Source organism: Chelativorans sp. J32 (assembly GCF_000518985.1).
Lineage (GTDB): Bacteria > Pseudomonadota > Alphaproteobacteria > Rhizobiales > Rhizobiaceae > Chelativorans.
The window spans coordinates 582803-602363 of the sequence record NZ_JAEQ01000001.1; the positions used below are offsets into that span (position 1 = coordinate 582803).

Consider the following 19561-nt stretch of genomic DNA (forward strand, 5'->3'; position numbering starts at 1 on the left):
TCAGCGGATCGTCACGCCAGGACCGACAATCACTTCCTGCCCATTCTCCAGCTTCGCGACCACGCCGTCGCTATAAAGCTTCACTTCCTTGACGATGCCCGTCACCGTGCCATCGGCGGAGGTGATCTCCCGGCCCACGACGCCGCTCGCCTGGGAAAGCGAGGAAGCGGCAAGGATTTGCTCCAGTTTGGAATTCATCTGCACCGATTGCTCCACCTGCGAGAAGGTGGCGAGCTGGGCCACATAGTCGGTGGAATCCATGGGGCTCGTCGGGTCCTGGTTCTTCATCTGGGCGACTAGCAGCCGAAGGAAGGACTGGTAATCCACCGTCTGCGGCGCGGCGGCCGTCTGCTGGTTCTGCGGAGCAGACGTTACGGTTGAAACATTCATCCCTATTCTCCCACCGCCTTGGCGAATACCGGTTCGTCCTGCCGGCGCGGCCCATCGAGAATTTCCTCCTCGAATGGATAGAGCGCACGGATGGCTTTCAACGCCTCATAGACCTCGCCTCCGCCGACCAGCGAGTCGATATGCTTCAGTCCCGCCAGGATTCGATCGTCACGAAAGGTGGAGAGAAGGTTGGCAAGCGTGTCGCGGAAGAGCCGGCGCGTCTTTTCCGTCCCTTCCGGCCCCATCAGCATCACCTGGACGATGAAATAGAGCTGCCGCAGCGGCGTGCGTGCGTCCTCAGGCTGGAGCACATGTTGCTGCAGAAGAAACTGCACGTCGTTCAGGAACTCAAGCGAGACCTTGCGGTCCACCTTGATGACCGCGCCGTTGACGTAGATCTTTTCACCGGCTTTGAGCGAGATCTTCAGCGTGTTTTTCATCGCAGGCCATCGCGTATGATCTGCGAGATTTCGATCAGCCCATCGAAATTCTCGGACCGCCCCTGACGAACCTCCTCGCCTTCGCGCAGGAGCCACAGCCCGATCGAGATGAGGTTGGCACGCAGCTCCTTTGGCAGCGCGTTGTCGGCATGGCCGAGATCCTCAATCAAGGACGTCCAGACGCGGTTCATGAACAGGATCGCTTCGATCGCCTCGCGCGACTGCGGTCCGGCGTCCCGCGCAGCCATCAGGAGGTCTATCGATCGCGTCAGCAACTGGCGTTCGCGATCCTTCGCATCAGCCACCGAGTCGGTCTGAACCTCGCTGTAGGAAAATTGGTACATGAAGCGTTCGTCTCGCTGTGGTCAGGGCAGATAGCGCAGAAGGCTGAGCTGCTGGATGCGTGCGGTAAGGGCGTATGAGGTCTCGATCTGCGTCAGGAGCTCGTTCACACGCGTCGAAGCCTCGTAGGGATCGACCCCTTCGAGATCGTAGATGAAGGTTTTGAACAGATCGATCTGCGAGGAGATGCGCTCGCTCGCATCCTGAACGCGCGTCTCGGCCAGGCCGATTTCCGCCTGTGTGGAGGCGATGTCGGAAACCGCTTCGCCCGCAAGGCCTGTCGTGCGTTGATAGAGCGCCTGGCGCGCTTCGTCGCCGAGTGGAATGTCGAGAAATTCCGTCAGCACGGCAGCCGCCATGGCGAGCTTGCGCATGCCGGCGCCGTTCGCCGTCGTGGATGTCTCCGCCGTTTCATTGGCCGCGATGCGGCTGCTGATCTTCTGGTCCGAGGCATTGGACCAAGTGCCCTGCCAGCCTGCGCCCATAAAGCTCGGCTGGATTACCGTGTCGAGGAAATCTTCGATCTGCGCGGCCGTAATCCCGTTTGCGGCAGGGTCATTCTGGCTGAAGCCGAAATAGGCGAGGAACTGGGCGTCGAACTGCGCCTTGCTGGCGGAGGAAGGATCAGTGAAGTCGTTGAGCGGCTTCACATCCGTGTTGATGCCGGCGAACAGGTATTCGCCGTTGAGATTGCTGTTGAGCACGCTGGTCATGGATTCCAGCGTGCGTTTGGCACCGCTCCGCACGATCGAGGTGTCGTTCACCCCGGACATGGCGGCTGTCAGCGTGGAAAGCAGTTCCTGGCTGATATTGCTGAGCTGGATGAGGCTGTCCTGGGTGGACGAGAGCCGGTTTTTAGCGATGCTGTTGGCATCGATCTGCCCCTTCAGCCGGTCGATCTCCCGGCTCATGGAGAAGCTGAAGCCGGCCCGTGCGCCCAGCGTGGCGCCCGGATCGGCCAGTCTCCCGCTCGTCATCTCTTCCTGGTTTTTCAGAAGGTCCGACTGCATCCGCATCATCTGATAGCGGAGCGTTTGAGAGATGGCGCTGGTGGATACGAAGGAAACCTTCATGGCTAGCGCGTTGCCTCCAGCAGCGTTCCGATCATTTCGTCGATGACTGAAAGGAGTCGGGCGGAGGCTTCGTAGGAATGCTCAAGCTCAAGGAGCAGCGCCATTTCCTCGTCCATGTTCACGCCCGTTTCGTTGGAAAGCGCAGTAGCTAAATGGTTCGCCAGCGCCTCCTTTGCCTCGGTGCCGCTCGCGGCATCTTTGCGCAGGCTTTCCAGCCAGCCGATGGTTTCGCTGGAGTATGAAAGGAGGGTACCTGAATCGCCAAGCGACGCGGCCGGGTCGAAAGCTTGCGGCTCGTCGAACCTTCCGAGCAGGGAGTTGAGCAGATCGGCATAGGAAGCTGCGCCGGTGGCGTTGCGGATATAAGCTGCACCATTCGCCCCGCCGTCGCGCAGAAGCTCCGGATTGCCGCCGGTGCTGGAATCCATGGCCGCGTTGATGCGGATGGAGCCAGCGAGACCGTCCACCAGCGTACCGGCTGCTGGGACGCCTGGGCCGCCGGCCCAGGTGAATAGGCCTGCGGCATCTGCCAGCACGCCGTTCGGATCCGTCTCCCTGAATGCCGTGATCAGACCACGGGCGATCTCGTCGAGCTGCCGCTGCATCTGCACGGCGGCCTGATCTCGAACCTGAAGATTGGCGGCCAGGCTACCCAAGGCCGTGGTGTTGCCGCCGCTGCCCGGCGAGAGAGGTACGCCATCGATATAGATCGCGTTTCCGGCCATCCCGGCGGTGTAGGTATGATTTGCATTGAACGTGACCGGCCGCGCGACCGTTTCGAACAGCGTCACGCCCCCGGTCGTCGTGAGAACCATATCGTTGTTTGCACGGGTGATCGTGGAGACCGGAACATAGGAGGAGATCTGCTTGAGCAGCGCGTCGCGGCGGTCCAGCGCGTCGGAAACATCACGGCCCGTACGCGTTCCCGCCACGACTTCCGCATTGACGCTCTCGAATTCGCCGAGCAGGCGGTTCAACTCGCTGACCGACTGGGCGATGTCGCGGTCGGTATCGGCCCGGAGGGCTTGGATGGCGGCTGTGCCGTTGTTGAGGGAGCGCACGACCTGCCGCGCCGCTTCGACAGCGTTTTCCGCCAATGTCCTGTTGGAAGGCGTAGAGGCATAGGTCTGCAAAGCGGTCTGCAGCTTGCCAAGTGCTGAGGCGGGCGAAGACGTGTTGTCCGCTCCGTTCACCCTGATCTGCAGCGTATTCAATCCTTGCGAAAGGACGGATTGTCCCTGCCAACCGGACAAGGCGGAGAGATTCTGCCGGAACAGGACATCATTTGTTGCGCGGCGGATACCCGTGACACGTGCGCCCGGCGCGGTGCTGGAGATGATGGCGGCGCGGCGGGCGTAGTCCGGGTTGGAAGCTTCGGAGATGTTGCGTGACACAATGCTGGTCTGGCGCGAACTATTGAACAGCGCTGACTGGGCGATACTTAGGGCATTCGTAAGCGACATCTCATCTCTTTCTGACGCCTCTTGCGTCAGTTTCCTCGTTGGCCTCGGTTATCTCTTAAGGTTGACCAGGAGCTCCATCAGGTCCGAACCCGTCTGGAACACCTTGGAGTTGGCGGTGTAGCTGCGCTGGGATTCAATCATGCTCGTGAGCTCCTCCGCGATGTCGACATTGGAGTTCTCGAGCGCGCCGGATGTGATCTCCCCCAGACCCTTGGACCCGGCGAAGCCGACACTTACCCCGCCGGAATCCGCGCTTTCGGCGAAAATGTTGCCCGAAAGGACCTTCAACTGGTCCGGACTTTGCACATTTGCGAGCGGAATGCGGTAGAGCGGCTCGAGCGAGCCGTCTTCATACCGCGCGTAGATGATGCCGTCTGAACTGATCTCAATGCCTTCGATCGAATTCGGCGGTGTTCCGTCCACCTTGGCATTGTCCACCTGGAATCCGGCATCGAGTTGAGTCAGTTTGGAAAGGTCGAGCGCGAGGCTGTCACCGCCGGGCACTGGAATGGCGATCCCTGTTGGGCTGGTTCCTTCGAGTTTCCCGGTTGTGGGGTTGAAGGTCAGCATTTCGGTGGCGAGAGGTCCGGATGTGTAGGGGAAGGACGTATCGGGCGCTGCATCGGCCCGGTTAAACACCGCCACTTCCCAGGTGTCGTCCGCCGTCTTGGTGAAATAAACGTCGAGAAGAACCTGCTCGCCCCGGTTGCCGTAGGCGACAAGCGAGGTCTTTGCCGAATATTGCGAGCCGCTGGTGTTGTCGCCCGCCGTGGCCTCTCCGGCGCCTGCAGGAGGCGGCGTATTGTCGACGATGGATGCGCCGAGCGGGAGGTTTCCCGAGAAAATGCCGTTCCGCGACGGCGTGGCCACCAGTTCAGGCTGGGTGATGGCGATCGGCTCAAGCCCCGCATAGCCGTTTGCCGCCGGCGTAGGCACGCCATTGGCGTAGCTGTAGCCCATGAGCTGGAACCCGGCGGCGTTGATCAGTCGCCCGTCGCCATCCAGCACGAAGGAGCCGGCCCGCGTCAGATAGGGCTGGCCACCGGAATTTTGCACCACGAAGAAGCCGTTGCCGTTGACCGCCAGATCGGTGACCGAGGTCGTGTATTGCAGCACACCTTGAGTCGAGATGGCGTTGCGTACCGTAGTGGTCACGCCGCCCGAATTGTAGGAGCCCTGCGTGCTCGGCACCAGCAGTGTCGAGAATTCGGTATTTGCCCGCTTGTAGCCATTGGTGCTGGAATTGGCGATGTTATCGGCAACCGTCGACAGGCGGTTGGCCTGGGCGTTCATTCCGGATACGCCGGTTCTCATCATCCCGTACAGGCTCATCGGGTTCTCCTATTGCTCGCCTGTCGGCAGGCTAACCGCCGGGACTTGCGCGAAGCTGGCCCCTCCGCACACGCTCATGTGATGAGCCGGTAGCCCAGGTACCGCTTGGAATCGATCGGATCGAAACCCAGCTTGTGCCGCAGCTTCTTGCGCAATTTGCTGATGTGGCTTTCGACCACGTTCTCTTCGACCTCTTCATCGAAGATCCCGTAGATGGCGTTGAAAATCTGGGTCTTGGTCACCCGCCGTGAAGCGTTGCTTGCAAGATATTCCAGGATGCGGCGCTCGCGTCGCGGCAGCGGCAGGGGTTCGCCGTCTATCTCGGGATCGCGACCATCGCTGAAGATGCGCATCCGTCCCACCTGCGTGAAACGTTCCTCCTGCTGCTGTGCGCGCCGGCTGATGGCGCTGATGCGAGCAAGGATCTCCAGCACATGAACCGGCTTTCTCACCACGTCGTCGACGCCGCACTCGAAGAGCCGCAGCGTGTCCTCGAGCGAATGCTGCTCGGCCAGCGCAATCACGGGCGCTCGCGTACGGTCCCGGATCGTTCTGGCCGGCGCTTCCGGTGTCCTGCACTGGCCGAGAAGAAACGCTCTCACCGAACTCAGATCTTCGTCGGCTACGGATTTGACCCATTCGTCAAATTCGCCGGGCCTGAAGCCCGCCGTCGCGACACCTTCTCGATTGAAAAGCGAAGTATAACCTTCAGTGACGAGCTCTCGCTCGTCTACCACCACTATCATCGGCCCGCCCCCGAATCAGTTGTCTACCCAAGTGGTACATGGTGGACGGAATCACGCACAACTACCTTTTTTAATAAAATTTTAAGAAAGTTTGGGGCGTTGCAGAGAAGACTCACTTTCTTTCTCGAAAACTACTCTTGATTGCAGAATTTGTCCGCCGCAGGCGTCCACGAACCAAAGCCGGTGGCAACCATGTTCGCGATGACGCGACAGAGATAGCGCTTCTGCGCCGGGTCGTTGTTCGGCCCTGCGTGATACCGTGCGACGGCCATCGACCATGTCTCATGCTGCTGCTTGAGTTCCGAGAGGAAGCGTGCCGCGTAGTCGACGTTCTGCCGAGGGTCGAGCATGTCGGCTAGGCTGCGGAAGTGGTTCGAGTGGTAATGGTGGTTTATCTGCATGCAGCCAAGGTCGATCAGCTTCGCTCCGTGCTCTCGCGCCTTCGCGAACTCGTGTGCCGCTTCCCTCTTGCTCCGTGCAAAGACAGCCTTGCCTTCAATATTCAGCGCGTAGGGTTGCAGACTGCCTTTCACCCCAGTCTCGGTGAGGCCTACAGCATAAAGGATGCCGGCTGGCACGCCGTATTTCTGCGATGCGCGCAGGATTTCTCCCTCGCAAGGATTTGCTGCGGCAACAAGGGTGGAGGCGAGGAGGCTAGATATAAAGACCGTTGCCAGCCGCAGCATCCTGCCGCCTCTCGATCGCTTCGCCGCTCCCGGCAAACGGATTCCCGCCAGCATCGCCGCGCGGATGGTTGGGGCTGCGCTCTTGTCCTTGACCGGAACCCGCCTGGAAAGACGGATCCCGTCCGGCCCCGCCGCTACCCGCATGGGCGGAGGTATTGTTCGGCGCCTGCTGGATGGTAATGCGGTCCACGTCATAGCCAAGAGAACGCAGCGTTTGAACCATGCCGTCACGGTCCGATTGCAGCTTGTGCCTGGCTTCGGCACTCTCGACATGAATTTCTACCGTGAGTTGCTCTCCGGAAATGCTCAGTCTTGCCGTTACCGTGCCGAGCTCGGCCGGATGGAGCTGGATGTTTAAGGTGTGTAGCGGCTGGTTGGTCCTGGCGCTCCCCTGAGCAATGGCGACGGCTGCTTCCGCGGCTGCAGTCCGGAAGCCTGAATCCGCCTTCAAGGAAGCAAGTACAGTCGCCGTGATGGAGTCTCCTGCGGCTGGAGGAGGTGTCGGCGCAGGAATGTTTTGTGTGCTGACGACCCGCATCGCCAGCGAGGAAGCTATGGAATCCTTCGACGACGGCTGTGCATGCTGGCCGTCATCTCCGGGTGACAAGCCTGCCTGGACCGCGCCTCCGCGTGAGGAAATGATGCTTTCCCGGACGCTGGACAGATGGCTTCGCTCCGATGGCGCGGGTTCTGTGCGGATTTCCAGCCTTTCAATGGCGGGCTGTTCATTCCGCTGCATTCCGTCAGGGGAGGCACCGCCCACTACAAAATGTCGGTTTGGCTGTCGGATGTGCGTCGTATCGGCCGGCAAGGAAGGCGGAGCCAGAAGGTCGTCCTTGGGCCCAGGTGCGGCCTCCGAAGCGCTCTCCGCGCGCTGAATCAGGACCTGCTCCGGAACATTGGCCGGCTGGATTGGGATCGCCGCGAGAGGGTCGGTCTCCTCATTCTTGCCGGCTGCGCCGTCACTTTCCTTCGCTACCGTTCGATTCCAGGGGAGGGAAATCTCCAGGACCCGATCGGCAAGATGCCACCCATGCCGTGACTGCGGCAGCACGGTGCGTTTCCCATTTTCCGGCGCATCCTGTGGGGCCTTATCCCGGAGGGCGTCCGCAAAGGCGTCTGTCTTTCGGAACGCCTTGCGTTCGTGCCCGATCTCCGGCCGTGTGGAAGATGCGGCCATTCCTGGCTTGATGGCATCCGTCACGGGCGCTTCCTCTCTAACAGCGCGTCTATGATCTCGAGCTTCCGGCGCGTTTCCGCGACGAAGCCCTCGCCGGCCATGCTATCATCCGTCGGCTCCGCATTGGGCGCTCTGCCATTGGAAAACGAGGCCTGATGCAGGGGCGCTGCGTCCTTCGGAGACGCATCGAGCGGAGGAGCCAGAATGCTCCTCGCGACCTTCTTCGCCGCCTCCAGAAGCTTGCGATCATTAGCTGAGAGGCGCCGTTCATCTATCCCGTCGAGCGTCTTCAGGACCCCGTCTACATTCCCGGAGGCGACCGAGGCGATGTTCGCATAGAGCAGCGCTCGCGGGTCCTCCTCATCGCTTGCCGCGGCATATCGCTCCGCATTCTCCGACGCGAAAGCGAGTAGCCGATCATAACCCTCGATGGCGCTCTGGCGCGCGATCCGCAGATAGATGACATGCGCCTGGTCCGGCTTCATACCTGCGGCAACTTCCTCCACCACGCCGAGCTCGATACGGCCATTGAGGGCGATAACGCCGGATACGAAGGCTTCTGCAAATTGGCTTGCATAGGGCGATCGCAGAAAGCGGTTTACGTATTGGATCGATGCACGGGAGAAGCGCTCCTTGTCCTGCAGCTCCGCACTCACGGCTACCGAGCGCCGCAGCGCCGCTTCCTCGATCAGGGTCCCGGGGCTGAAGAGCCTGGCCTGATCGAAAAGCTTCAGCGCCTGCGTAGGATTTTGCTGCACGAGCAGCGAGCCGATCACAAGCGCGAGGGGAGCCGCGACCTTGGGATCGACGGCGCTGGGCTCCACACCCGCAAGCAATTCGCGCGCAGCGGCAAGATCGCCGCGGGCATAGCGGATCAGCCCCTCACTTAGCCTACGGTCGTCCTCGTCGAGCTCCAGCCGGGAGAAGACCAGATCCAACGTCTCCGGATTGCCACCGCTGGCACCGTAGACGAAGAGGGCATCGAGATTGCGTCGGTCCTGGAAGCCTTCCGCCGGCATGTTGCGCAGCCGCTGATCGACGATGGCGAGCAGCTTGCTTTGAATCGGAAGCGCCGCGTGGTCGCCGTCTGCGATCCGATCCTGAACCAGCTGCAGCGAGCGCAGCATCTGGTAGGGCTCAAGTCCCTCGGCCGCGGCGGCGGGGGAGAGTAGGGTGGAGATGGCCGACACAACGAAAGCCATCGCGGGAAGGCGCCTCATTGGGGCACCTCGAGCAGGATATCGATGCGGCGATTGGCGTCGGCCAGCGGATTGTCGGGCATTTTCAGGCGGCGATCGGCAAAGCCCGCCACCTCCTCGATCCGGGTCTCATCCAGGCCGCCACGTATGAGCATGTACTGTGCCGCATGAGCCCGCGCGGTTGAGAGGCGCCAATTGTCATAGGTTTCGTTACGAAAGGGTCGCGCGTCGGTATGGCCGTGGATGCGGATTGCACCCGGCTGCCCGGCGAGCGTTTTTCCGATCTTCTCCATCGCCAGCACCAGCGAGCGCGCAGGCACCGCCGAGCCGACCGGGAACATCCCGTTGCGGACATCATCCGTCACGGAAATCAGCACGCCGTCCTCACCCGCCGAGACTGTGACGGAACCGGCCAGGCCCTCTCCCTTCAGAGCTTCGGTCAGGGCTTTACGCAGGTTGTCAGCTGCATTCTCCCGCGCTGCGGACGCTTTTTCGCGCACCGTGGCGTCCCCGCCGGCAGCCGGTGCCACCGCCTCCTTCTCTTGCGCGATGGCTTCCCCTTCAGCTTCGGCGGAAGTTTCTTTAGCCGGCTCTTTGTTGCCGGGCGCCAGTGGCTCCACCTGCGGAACGGGCTTCAGGTTGATCGCGTCTGCGGGTCCCTGCGGCTCGAAACCCGACCTCGGTTCCGGTGCGAGCTCCTTCGGCTCGATTCCCGCGAGTTCGTAGAGGCCGCTTTCCGCCGCCTTGGCGTCTGCGCCAGCGGGCTGCTCACGGACTTCGTCAGGATCTCCCTTTACGCCGATGCGAGGCGTCGCGACCTGCTGCGTCCAAAAATCGGGCGCAAAGGGATCACGATAGGCCTCGCCACCCGAAGCCCCGGAAGAAGGACCGGCGATCTGAACGCCGCCTTCTCCTTTTTGAGACACGTTCTGGTCCCTGCCGACATCGGCTGCAATCTCTGCCAACACAGCATAGGGATTGGAGAAGAAATTCTGGTCGGAATATTTGCGCGTATCGGCAAGGTCGGCCGCGTTCTGGAAGTCGGCGGGGCCTGAGGTCTTGTCGTTCTCGCCTGATGGCTGGTCCGTCGATTTCTCGCTGTCGTCGGGTTGCGTGGAAACCTGTGGGCCCTGGCCGAGTTCCTCGAGCCCCTTGCGGTTCGTGTTGCGGTCGATGAGCTTGACGGGATTGAAATAACTGGCAAGTGCCGCCCGCGTCTGCTCGTTGGCGGCATTGATGAGCCACATCACGAGAAAGAAGCACATCATGGCCGTCATGAAGTCGGCGAAGGCGATCTTCCAGACGCCGCCGTGATGGCCCTCGTCCTCGTCGTCGCCTCCCCGGCGCACGATGATGATTTCGGGCTGGCGCTCGTCCGTATTGCCGGTAGTCACGACAACACCTCGGCTAGAGCCTCGGACCACTCGGCGATGCGGGTTTCAAACAGGCTCTCCTCGATTTCGGCGGAAAGGTCGAAATCGGGGCCCTCGCTGAAATCCACCTGCCGCGAGCGCTCGCCGAGCTTTTCCTTGAGCGCCTCGCGGAGCAATTCGGGGCCGCGCACACGGATGCGCACCGCCTCACGGTCGCTCAAGGCCTCGCTGATAACGCGGGCAAGGTCTTCGACCGCGCGTTTGCGTATGTCTTCCGTCAGTGTCAGGCCGAGAACGCGCGCGGCAAGCGCGCTGGTAAGGGACACGATCTCTTGTTCCGCTTCATGGAAGCGTGTCGCGATGGTCGCGGCGGCCTGATCGGCGAGGCGCGCGATGGTTTCCTGCATCTCCGCCGCATGCCGTTCGCGCTCGGCAGCCAGCGCCTGTTCACGCTCGCGGGCAAGTTTTTCAGAGAGAACGACCTGTGCCTGTGCCACCTCGCGTGCGACGCGTTCTTCGATGGTCTCGGCAGGGGTGTGTTCCGGCTCATTCCGGGTAGACCCGTTGATTGAATGCCCTTGCGGGGCATTCCCCGCACCGAAGTCCGGCAATAGGTCGGCAAGCGCGATCGCCCGCATCAGGCCGCTGCCTCCACTTCGGCCCGCGCCCACTTGCGCAGGATATCGGCGGTGCGCTCCTCATTGAGGTCGACCATGCGCTCAAGACGCGCCTGCGGTGCCGGCCGGATCTTCAGTTGCGGTGCGCTCTCCGTATCCTCGGCCAATGTGCTGGCGCTCTCGACGCCGGGAAGCGACAGGTTTGGCTCGCCGGCTGCGCCTTGAGGCAGGGCGCGGACGGTCTCCTCGGTTCCCGTCTCCTCCGCGGCGGAGCCGCGCATGACGGCCGCGGTGAGCGGTCTGAGCCCGAACCAGGTGACGAGAAAGGCCACGAGCACGAAAGCAAGCGCGTTGATCATCGTGCCCAGATGCTGGCCCAGTGTGTCGAGCAAGCCGGGTTCGGGCGTCTCCACGCCGTCCAGCCCGTCGATGAATTCGACGGCTGCGACATTGAGCATGTCTCCGCGAGCTTCGTTGAAGCCGGTTGCCGACGCGACGACGGTCTGGATTTCGGCAATGCGGGCCTGAAGGGCATCTGGCGCTGCGTTCTCTCCAAGGATAGCGGCAAGCCGCGCCTCGTTCACCACCACGGCGATCGAGAGCCGCGTCACCTGATAGCCATTGCTGGCAGTGGCGATGCGCTTTGTGCTGAGCTCGTAATTAGTCGTTTCCTCGCGCCGCTCGCTCTCTTCCGAAGAACGCGGCGTTTCGGGAGAAGGCGATTCCTCCTGCGGGATATTCTGCAGGACGGTGGTCGGCGTGGCCGCAGTCTCCCGCGTCGCGCTGTCGGCCGTTCGCACGATCTGCACCGAGCGCTCCACACGCGAATCGGGATCGTAGATGACCTCTTCCACCTGACGCGTATCGGTGTTGACCTCCGCCTTCACGCTTGCGCGGAAATTGTCGGGACCGAGATAGGGAGCGAGCGCCCGGCGAATATTCTCTTCCACCTGCGATTCGACCGTGCGCTCGATTCCGATGGAACGCTGCGCGGTGCTGTTGGCCGGGTCGTCGCCCGCTGCGAGCAACGTACCGGAGGAATCGAGAACGGTAACCTTCTCCGCGTTGAGGCCGGGTACTGCGGCGGAGACCAGATAGCGGAGGCTTGAGGCCTTCGCGGCAGCATCGATGCCGGAAGTGCGGATGACCACGGAGGCGGAGGGTTCCTGTTGCTCGCGGCGGAAGTTGCCCCGCTCCGGCATGACGATATGTACCCGCGCAGCCTTGATGCCGGCGATGGAACGAATGGTTCGGGCGATCTCGCCTTCGAGCGCCCTGACGCGGGTCACTTCCTGCATGAAGGTGGTGAGCCCGAGCGAGCCCACATTGTCGAACAGCTCGTAGCCGGCATTGGCGCTCGAAGGGAGCCCCTTCTCGGCAAGCAGCATACGAGCCTCGGCGGTCTTGCCCGCAGGCACAAGCACGGCCGTGCCATCGGAGACGACGTCGAAGCCGATACCCGCTTCGCCCAGAACGAGGCCGATCTGATTCACGTCGGAGCGTTCGAGCCCAACGTAAAGGGTCTCATAGGCGGGACGATTGAGATAGATCGCGCCGCCCGTGACCAGGGCCAGCGTGAGCGCAAGGACGCCGCCCATCATGGCGAGCCGGCGCGCTCCCAGGCTTTTTAGGTTTTCGACAATGGTCCGAAGCTGCTCAGGCAAAGCGTTCGCTCCCAGGCGGAATTCTCCAATCAGCCTAGGCGGTGAAGCTTGTGCGAACCCTTCGACGGGTTGAGGACCGTCGTGATCAGGGGCGGAGGGAGACCCTCCAACCGCTACTTGAACAGCGCCAGGATGTTCTGAGCGTTCTGGTTGGCGATGGAAAGCGCCTGAATGCCAAGCTGCTGCTGAACTTGCAGAGCCTGGAGACGCGTGGACTCCTCGTTCATATCGGCGTCCACGAGCTGGCCAACGCCGCGTTCGATCGAATCCATGAGGTTGGAGACGAAGTCCTTCTGAAGGTCGAGGCGGTTTTTGGCGGAGCCCAGATTTGCCGCGGCGGTGGACATTGCGGCAAGCGCTGTCTCGATGTCTTTGAGATAAGCATCGATATTGGCATCATCCCCGTTGGCAACGATGTCGATCTGCATGACGTCGTGCGCCAGATGCTGCGTGGCGTCTGTCGTGGTGCCATCGGCGGCAAAGAGCCGAATCCCCGCGAGCTCCACCGAGATGGTGCCGATGCTGACGGTGCCGTCGGAGGCCCGGTTATAGGATGCGGCGATTTCCAGCGGCCCTGCATTGTCTGTTGCCAGTATGTTGGTGCCGGCATAATTGGCCCCGACCGCTGCCGCCTTGATCTGATCCTGCAGGATATCGATTTCGGCCTGGATCTTTTCCTGGTTTTCCGCGCTTGCGCCGCGTGCGTTGATCAGTTTGGTTTTGATCGCATCGACTGCCTCGATGACATTGTTCATCGCAGTGTAGGCGGTATCGATCCTTCCGGCGCCGAGACCAAGCGAATCCTGGATGGCAGAAAGAGCCTTGTTGTCCGACCGCATCGTGGTGGCAATCGACCAATACGCGGCATTGTCGCTGGCCTGCGCCACGCGAAAACCGGTGGAGATGCGGCCCTGGACCACATCCAGCGCCTTATTGGTTGCCTTCAAGCTCTGCAACGCCACCATCGCAGAGGTGTTCGTCATGATGCTTGCCACGTGCTTGCCCCTTGTCTCAGCCCCATGCCCGGCGGGCAGGATTGGTTAACAATGGGTACAGGCCTATGGTTAACGGCATCTTAACTGGAAAATCCGGCAACAAAAAAAGGCCGCCCGGAAGGCGGCCTCTTTCGTTGCTGCGGAACGTCTCGTGCCGCGATTAACGGAACAGCGAGAGGATGTTCTGCGTGTTCTGGTTGGCGATCGAAAGCGCCTGCACGCCAAGCTGCTGCTGAACCTGGAGAGCCGAAAGACGAGCCGATTCCTCGTTCATGTCTGCATCCACCAGCTGGCCGACGCCGCGGTCGATCGCGTCCGAAAGCTTCGACACGAAGTCCTTCTGAAGATCGACGCGGGACTTGGCCGCACCCAGGACGGAGGCCTGTTCGGCAAGTGAGGCAAGCGCTGTCTCGACGGTACCGAGAGCGGTGTCGATCGTCGCGTCATCCACCACCGCAGTGCCTGCGTCGAAGAACGTGCTGGCAACGATGCCCGAAACGATACCGGCGGAACCATCCTCACTCAGCACCTGCACATCGGTGCCGGTGATCGTGATCTGGTCGATGGAGACGGTCGTTCCGTTGCGGTTGTAGGACGATACGATGTTTACGTCCGTTCCATCCTGGAGGATGTTCGAGCCGGCATAGTTCGAATTGCCGACCACCGAGGTGATGTGCTCCTGGAGCGCTTCGATCTCGGTCTGGATCTTCTGCTGGTCTTCCTGGCTGGCGCCGCGGGCGCTCACCAGCTTCTGCTTGATCTTGTCGACCGTCTCGATCACCTCGTTGATGCCGGTATAGGCCGTGTCGAGCTTGCCGGCGCCCAGGCCAAGCGCGTCCTGCACGCTGGAGAGGGCCTTGTTGTCCGACTTCATGGAGGTCGCGATGGACCAGTAAGCGGCGTTGTCGGACGCTTCTGCCACGCGCAGGCCGGTCGAAATGCGCGACTGCGTGGTGGCCATGTTCTTGGAGATGGTGTTGAGGGTCTGCAGCGCCGTCATCGCCGACGCGTTGGTATTGATGCTAGCCATGGGAATAACGCCCCTGAAACAGAACTGACGAGGGACATACCGGGCTCAACCGGTGATGACGGAGAGGCATCATGCCGTGGGTTGGTCCCAACCCACTCCGTCATGCATCGGCAGTGTTTATGCAGCCCATTTGCTACCAAAAGGATAATCGCGGCAGGACCGGCAGAATTTTTTTGAATCAGGAGAAGGAGCGAACGAGGCTTCCCACGAGCAGGTTCCAGCCGTCGATGAGCACGAAGAACAGGATCTTGAAGGGAAGCGAGACGACCGTCGGCGGCAGCATCATCATGCCCATGGCCATGGTGATCGTGGCGACGATAAGATCGATCACCAGGAAAGGCAGCACGATGAGGAAGCCGATCTCGAAACCTCGCCGAATTTCGGAGATCATGAAGGCGGGGATGAGCACGCGCATGTCCGCCTGCCCGGCTTCGGCTTGGATCCCGCCGCGTTCGGCTGCCAGATCGGCAAAGAGGCTGTAATCTTCCTCCCGCACATTGGCGCTCATGAAGGCACGGAACGGCTCCGCGATCCGCTCCACGGCCACGGCTTCGGTGATCTCGTTGTTCATGAGCGGCTGGACGCCGTTGTTCCAGGCCTGATCGAATGTCGGCGCCATCACATAGAAAGTCATGAAGAGCGCGAGGCTGACCAGGATGAGGTTTGCAGGCGTGGACGGCAGGCCAATGCCGGTGCGCAATATGGAGAAGACGATGACGAAGCGGGTGAAGCTCGTCACCATGATCAGAATTCCCGGCGCGATGGAAAGCACCGTCAGCAGGCCGAAGAGCTGGATGATATAGCCGACGCTCGTGCCGTTCGCCTGGCCGGCTAGCGCGCCGAGGTCGAGCGTCTGAGCCGCGGCCGGGGGAGCGCCGGCAAGGATCGCCAGGAGAAGAAGGCCCGCGCGCATCATTCGTAGAGGAAGGCCATTATAAGGACCTCCTTCACGCGGCCGTCGCTGCGGATGCGGGCACGCTCCAGAAGGTCCGATTTGAGATGCTGGAAGCCGCTTCCGCTCTCGATCTGCTTGAGCTTCACGGTACGCATATAGGCGAGGAGGTCCTGGTGGATGGCACGCGCAAGGGCCGGATCCGCTGGTCCCTCGAACACGATCGCCAACTCCATGCGGAGCCAGACATTCGTCGGCTCAGCCAGGTTGGTTGTGATCGGGTCGAGCTGGATGATCGTTGAAGGCGTCGCCGAACCAGCCGCCTCCTCCTGCTCCCCCTGGGATGTCTCGGGTGCGATCCCCTCGGGCTCGGCCTCGGAGACAGGGTCCCGGCGCTCTTCCAGATAGCTGCCCGTGAGCCAGCCCATTCCCGCTGCAAGCACGGTGACGACGAGGAGAGCCGCCGCCTGCATAACCAGCGGAGGCCCCTTCTTTTTCTCTTCCTCTTGGGCGACGATGGCCATGGCTATGGTTCCGATCAGAACGGCAGCACGTTATCGAGCACCTGCTGGCCCCATGGCGGCTGCTGCACCTCCGTCAGCCTGCCGCGCCCGCCATAGGAGATGCGCGCTTCCGCGATGCGCTCATAGGAGATCGTGTTGTTCGGGCCAATATCGCTCGGCCGCACGAGCCCGGCAATTGTGAGCACCCTGAGCTCGGCATTGACGCGTACTTCCTGCGTGCCGGAGATCCTCAGGTTTCCGTTGGGCAGCTTCTCGGTAACGATGGCTGCAACCACCAGCCGCATGTCCTCGGAACGCTTCGTTGCACCGGAGCCGACCGTTGAGGTGCCGGAACCTATATCGGCATCCGCTTCTGCCGAGCCCGTGGCTCTGCCGATGGCAAAAGAGCCGGCAATGCCGAGATTGCGTGTTGCCCGCCGGGATCGTTCCGACTCGTTTTCGAACTCGGCCTTGTCGTTGATCGAGATGATGACGGTCAGGATGTCTCCCACCTCCAACGCCCGCGGGTCCGTGAAGAAGCGGCTCTGCCGGTCGCTCCAGAGCGAGTATCGGCTGACATGTTCCGGCTGTCGTTGCGGATAGTGGTAGGCCTGCAAGACGGTCGGCTCCGCTCCGGAACCGACCGGAGAAAGCGCGGGAGGTTTGCCGATCTCTTCGTTCGTGGCGCAGCCCGCCAGCGTCAGGACGGCGAGGAGGAACGAAGTTCCCGTTTTCTTCTTCATGAGGGGTCCTCGGGGCGCGCCGCGCTCGCCATGATGCCTGTAAGTGCGGCTGCGGCCTTGCTGTTCATCTCGTTGAGGATGATGCCCGCCGTGCGCGGTTCGAGCTTCATCAGGATGGCTGCGGCAAGCTCGATCCTGACCTCCGCAAGGCGTTCGGCCGCTGCATCCGGCCGCATGCTGGAATAAATCTGCACGAGGTTGCCCTCGGCTTCGGCGAGGAAGGCCTCGCGCCGGGCAAGCCAGCTTTCATATTCTGCACGTTTTTCCTCCAGGGCCGCGATGCGCGCATCGACCTCGCCCTTGAGCTCTTCCAGCTGTCGCGCCTGGATGGCGTAGCGGCGGTCGCGCGCTTCGTCCGCGATGTTCGTACAGAAGCGCTGCACCTCGTCCTGGGGCGCTGCGTCTGTCTCGGCGGCTCCGCTCCTGACGGATGGCGCGAGCAAGGCCGCCGCCAGGATGATCACGCGCAGGCTTCCAGAACGGCCGCGATGTGAGGTGAGGAGGCCCATATCTTCTGTTCCCCCGCTATTGCAGAACGAGTTCGCCCTGCAGGGCGCCGGCCGACTTGATCCCCTGCAGGATGGCGATGATACCGTCAGGCTTGACCCCGAGCCTGTTCAGGCCGGAGACGAGCGTCTGGAGATCCGGCCCGTCGAGCACTGCGACCGTCGCGTCGGGACGTACGGCGTCGATCACCGTGTAGGGCTCGACTTCCGTTTCGCCGCGCGAAAAGGGCTCCGGCTGGATGACCCGCGGCATTTCGGTGACGCGCACCGTCAGCGCGCCGTGGCTGATGGCCACGCGTGAAATGCGCACGTCGTTGCCGATGACGACCGTTCCGGTGCGCTCATCGACGACGACGCGAGCCGGCGCATCGACCTCGACCGGCAGATTCTCGAGCTCGGCATAAAAACGGGCCGCGGAAATCCCTTTCGGCTTCTGGATGATGACGGTCCGGGAGTCCCGCTCGCTGGCGAGCCGCGCGCCAAAGCGCCTGCTGGTATAGGCGTTGATGGCATCGGTGATGCGCACGGCCGTCGAGAAATCCGGGTTCCTGAGCTGCAGCGTCAGCGCCAGGAGGTCGTCGAAAGAGGCTGCCACGCCGCGCTCGATAATGGCGCCGTTGGGCACGCGTCCGGAGGTGGGCACGCCCTGCGTCAGTGTTTCCGCCTGGCCCTGAGCATTGAACCCTGAGACGATGACCGCGCCTTGCGCCACGGCATAGATTTCGCCGTCGGCTGCGCGCAAAGGCGTCATCACCAGCGTGCCGCCGGCAAGCGATGTCGCATCGCCTAGGGAAGACACCGACACATCGATACGCGCCCCCGATTGCACGAAAGGCGGCAGGTTGGCGGTCACGATCACCGCCGCGACATTCTCCGCGCGCGCACGGCCGCCTTCCGAGGCAATGCCGAGGTTCTCCAGCATCGCGCGGATCGACTGTTCGGTGAAAGGGGCGTTGCGGAGACTGTCGCCGGTGCCGTTGAGGCCGATCACCAGCCCATAGCCGACGAGCTGATTGTCGCGCGCAGCCTGAAGCTGGGCGACATGCTTGATCTGCGTTTTGTTCGCTGCCGATGGAACAACGGCAGCGAGCAGCATCAGCGCCGAAAGGAAGGCCTTGAAGATCATGATGCGCCGACCCTTACGGTTCCGTCCTGCATGACGATGCCGGTAAAAATCGCGCCGCTGTCGATGTTGCGCATCTTGATCAGGTCGCCGGCAGCGCCTGGCTGCAGCGGCACGGCGAGAACGGAGATGGTCAGCGCGCCTGACGTGAGGACCGCCGTTACCGTCGAACCCTGCTCGACAAGATAGGGCGGGCGCACATAGGAGAGGGGGATCAATCGGCCAGGCAGGAGGGTGCGTCGCGCCACCTTGCCTTCCAAATCGGCAGCGGCGCGGGCGATCGAGGCGGCCCCGCGTGGGGGCTGGCGCAGCATCATCTCCTGCAGCGCGTTTGCCGAGATCGCCTCGCCCGGATAGATGACGCGCGCCGGCACCACGACAATCTCCTGGGCACCGGCGGGCACTCCAAGAAAGGCGAGAGCAAGCAGCCCGCCAAGAAAAGTCCGCTTCGTGCGCCGCCGACTACGCATTGCTACCGCATCGACTGTGTCACCGTCGCGGCCATTTCATCGGCCGCCTTGATGACCTTGGAATTCATTTCGTAGGCTCGCTGAGCCGAGATCAGCTCCGTGATCTCTTTCACCGGATCCACGTTGGAAGCCTCGAGATATCCTTGTTCGACCGTTGCAAAGCCCGGATCTCCGGGGACGCCGATCGTGGCCGGGCCGGATGCAGGTGTCTCGCGGAAGAGATTGTTTCCGATCGGCGCAAGCCCCGCTTCGTTCGAGAAATTGGCGAGCGTCAGCTGGCCAAGGTCCTGTAAGTTTGCCTGGCCGTCGACACGGGCGAAGACCTGGCCAGACTTGTTGATGATCACTTCCACCGCATTGGCGGGAACGACGATGGCCGGCATCACGGCAAACCCGTCAACGGTGACGAGTTCGCCGTTCGCATTGGTGTTGAAGGCTCCGGCTCGGCTATAGAGCGGCTCGCCGTCGGCGCCTTCGATCTGGAACCAGCCCTTGCCAACCAACGCGACGTCAAGCTTGTTGCCCGTATTGGTTAGCGAGCCTTGGACGTGCACATTGCGCACGGCGGCGGTTTTGACGCCGAGCCCGATATTCGCGCCTTCCGGCACGATGTTCTGGTTCGCGCGTTCCGGCACACCCTGTAGCCGCTCCACCTGGTAGAGCAGATCGGAGAATTCTGCCCGCGCCCGCTTGAAGCCCGTGGTGTTGATATTGGCGATATTGTTGGCGATGACCTCCAGATTGGTCTGCTGGGCGGACATGCCGGTCGCGGCGATGGAAAGGGCTTTCAACAG

The 19561-nt window shown here is 62.1% G+C and carries 22 protein-coding genes; all 22 read right to left on the minus strand.

Annotated elements, in window-relative coordinates; translation table 11 throughout:
- Entirely contained in the window at positions 1 to 390 is a 390-nt protein-coding gene (flgD, locus tag CHEJ32_RS0102815) for a flagellar hook assembly protein FlgD (protein WP_028032486.1), read from the minus strand.
- A 2-nt stretch (positions 391 to 392) separates the two neighbouring features.
- Positions 393 to 830, minus strand: coding sequence for a flagellar biosynthesis repressor FlbT (flbT, locus tag CHEJ32_RS0102820; RefSeq protein ID WP_028032487.1), 438 nt, complete (start codon positions 828 to 830; stop codon positions 393 to 395).
- Positions 827 to 1174 carry a flagellar biosynthesis regulator FlaF gene (gene flaF, locus CHEJ32_RS0102825; protein ID WP_028032488.1) on the minus strand — a complete coding sequence of 116 codons (348 nt, stop codon included), beginning with the start codon at positions 1172 to 1174 and terminating at the stop codon, positions 827 to 829. The genes flbT and flaF overlap by 4 nt, the downstream gene beginning before the upstream one ends.
- Before the next feature lie 21 nt (positions 1175 to 1195).
- A complete protein-coding gene (locus CHEJ32_RS0102830; protein WP_028032489.1) occupies positions 1196 to 2245 on the minus strand; it encodes a flagellar hook-associated family protein in 1050 nt (349 codons plus the stop codon).
- A 2-nt stretch (positions 2246 to 2247) separates the two neighbouring features.
- Positions 2248 to 3708, minus strand: a complete 1461-nt coding sequence (gene flgK, locus CHEJ32_RS0102835) for a flagellar hook-associated protein FlgK (protein ID WP_028032490.1) — start codon at positions 3706 to 3708, stop codon at positions 2248 to 2250.
- Positions 3709 to 3756: 48 nt separating this feature from the next.
- A complete protein-coding gene (locus tag CHEJ32_RS0102840) occupies positions 3757 to 5040 on the minus strand; it encodes a flagellar hook protein FlgE (RefSeq protein WP_028032491.1) in 1284 nt (427 codons plus the stop codon).
- Between the two features lie 74 nt (positions 5041 to 5114).
- Positions 5115 to 5786: a response regulator transcription factor gene (locus tag CHEJ32_RS0102845; RefSeq protein WP_028032492.1), complete on the minus strand. Its 672-nt coding sequence runs from the start codon at positions 5784 to 5786 to the stop codon at positions 5115 to 5117.
- 131 nt (positions 5787 to 5917) lie between these two features.
- Positions 5918 to 6472 (minus strand): transglycosylase SLT domain-containing protein, encoded by a 555-nt coding sequence (locus CHEJ32_RS0102850; protein ID WP_028032493.1) that lies wholly within the window; start codon positions 6470 to 6472, stop codon positions 5918 to 5920.
- Positions 6441 to 7676, minus strand: coding sequence for a flagellar hook-length control protein FliK (locus CHEJ32_RS26065; RefSeq protein ID WP_028032494.1), 1236 nt, complete (start codon positions 7674 to 7676; stop codon positions 6441 to 6443). Before CHEJ32_RS26065 ends, CHEJ32_RS0102850 begins: the two co-directional genes overlap by 32 nt.
- Positions 7673 to 8854, minus strand: coding sequence for a chemotaxis protein (locus tag CHEJ32_RS0102860; protein ID WP_245260926.1), 1182 nt, complete (start codon positions 8852 to 8854; stop codon positions 7673 to 7675). Before CHEJ32_RS0102860 ends, CHEJ32_RS26065 begins: the two co-directional genes overlap by 4 nt.
- Positions 8855 to 8868: 14 nt before the next feature.
- The gene (locus CHEJ32_RS0102865; RefSeq protein WP_028032496.1) at positions 8869 to 10245 is read right to left on the minus strand and encodes a MotB family protein; all 1377 of its coding nucleotides are present in this window, start codon (positions 10243 to 10245) and stop codon (positions 8869 to 8871) included.
- Positions 10242 to 10862, minus strand: coding sequence for a hypothetical protein (locus CHEJ32_RS0102870; protein WP_028032497.1), 621 nt, complete (start codon positions 10860 to 10862; stop codon positions 10242 to 10244). Before CHEJ32_RS0102870 ends, CHEJ32_RS0102865 begins: the two co-directional genes overlap by 4 nt.
- Positions 10862 to 12505, minus strand: a complete 1644-nt coding sequence (fliF, locus tag CHEJ32_RS0102875) for a flagellar basal-body MS-ring/collar protein FliF (protein WP_028032498.1) — start codon at positions 12503 to 12505, stop codon at positions 10862 to 10864. Before fliF ends, CHEJ32_RS0102870 begins: the two co-directional genes overlap by 1 nt.
- Before the next feature lie 113 nt (positions 12506 to 12618).
- Complete coding sequence (locus tag CHEJ32_RS0102880; RefSeq protein WP_028032499.1) at positions 12619 to 13500, minus strand: flagellin; 882 nt, start codon at positions 13498 to 13500, stop codon at positions 12619 to 12621.
- A gap of 160 nt (positions 13501 to 13660) precedes the next feature.
- On the minus strand, positions 13661 to 14530 hold the full coding sequence (locus tag CHEJ32_RS0102885) for a flagellin (protein ID WP_028032500.1): 870 nt from the start codon (positions 14528 to 14530) through the stop codon (positions 13661 to 13663).
- A 178-nt stretch (positions 14531 to 14708) separates the two neighbouring features.
- Positions 14709 to 15443 carry a flagellar type III secretion system pore protein FliP gene (fliP, locus tag CHEJ32_RS0102890; RefSeq protein WP_028032501.1) on the minus strand — a complete coding sequence of 245 codons (735 nt, stop codon included), beginning with the start codon at positions 15441 to 15443 and terminating at the stop codon, positions 14709 to 14711.
- On the minus strand, positions 15443 to 15946 hold the full coding sequence (locus CHEJ32_RS0102895) for a flagellar basal body-associated FliL family protein (RefSeq protein ID WP_028032502.1): 504 nt from the start codon (positions 15944 to 15946) through the stop codon (positions 15443 to 15445). The genes fliP and CHEJ32_RS0102895 overlap by 1 nt, the downstream gene beginning before the upstream one ends.
- 14 nt (positions 15947 to 15960) lie before the next feature.
- Positions 15961 to 16668, minus strand: coding sequence for a flagellar basal body L-ring protein FlgH (gene flgH, locus CHEJ32_RS0102900; RefSeq protein ID WP_028032503.1), 708 nt, complete (start codon positions 16666 to 16668; stop codon positions 15961 to 15963).
- The gene (locus CHEJ32_RS0102905) at positions 16665 to 17177 is read right to left on the minus strand and encodes a MotE family protein (RefSeq protein ID WP_028032504.1); all 513 of its coding nucleotides are present in this window, start codon (positions 17175 to 17177) and stop codon (positions 16665 to 16667) included. The genes flgH and CHEJ32_RS0102905 overlap by 4 nt, the downstream gene beginning before the upstream one ends.
- 16 nt (positions 17178 to 17193) lie before the next feature.
- Positions 17194 to 18270, minus strand: coding sequence for a flagellar basal body P-ring protein FlgI (locus tag CHEJ32_RS0102910; RefSeq protein ID WP_245260947.1), 1077 nt, complete (start codon positions 18268 to 18270; stop codon positions 17194 to 17196).
- A 26-nt stretch (positions 18271 to 18296) separates the two neighbouring features.
- The gene (gene flgA / locus CHEJ32_RS0102915) at positions 18297 to 18767 is read right to left on the minus strand and encodes a flagellar basal body P-ring formation chaperone FlgA (protein WP_028032506.1); all 471 of its coding nucleotides are present in this window, start codon (positions 18765 to 18767) and stop codon (positions 18297 to 18299) included.
- 2 nt (positions 18768 to 18769) lie between these two features.
- Positions 18770 to 19558: a flagellar basal-body rod protein FlgG gene (flgG, locus tag CHEJ32_RS0102920; RefSeq protein WP_028032507.1), complete on the minus strand. Its 789-nt coding sequence runs from the start codon at positions 19556 to 19558 to the stop codon at positions 18770 to 18772.
- Positions 19559 to 19561 lie beyond the last annotated feature (3 nt).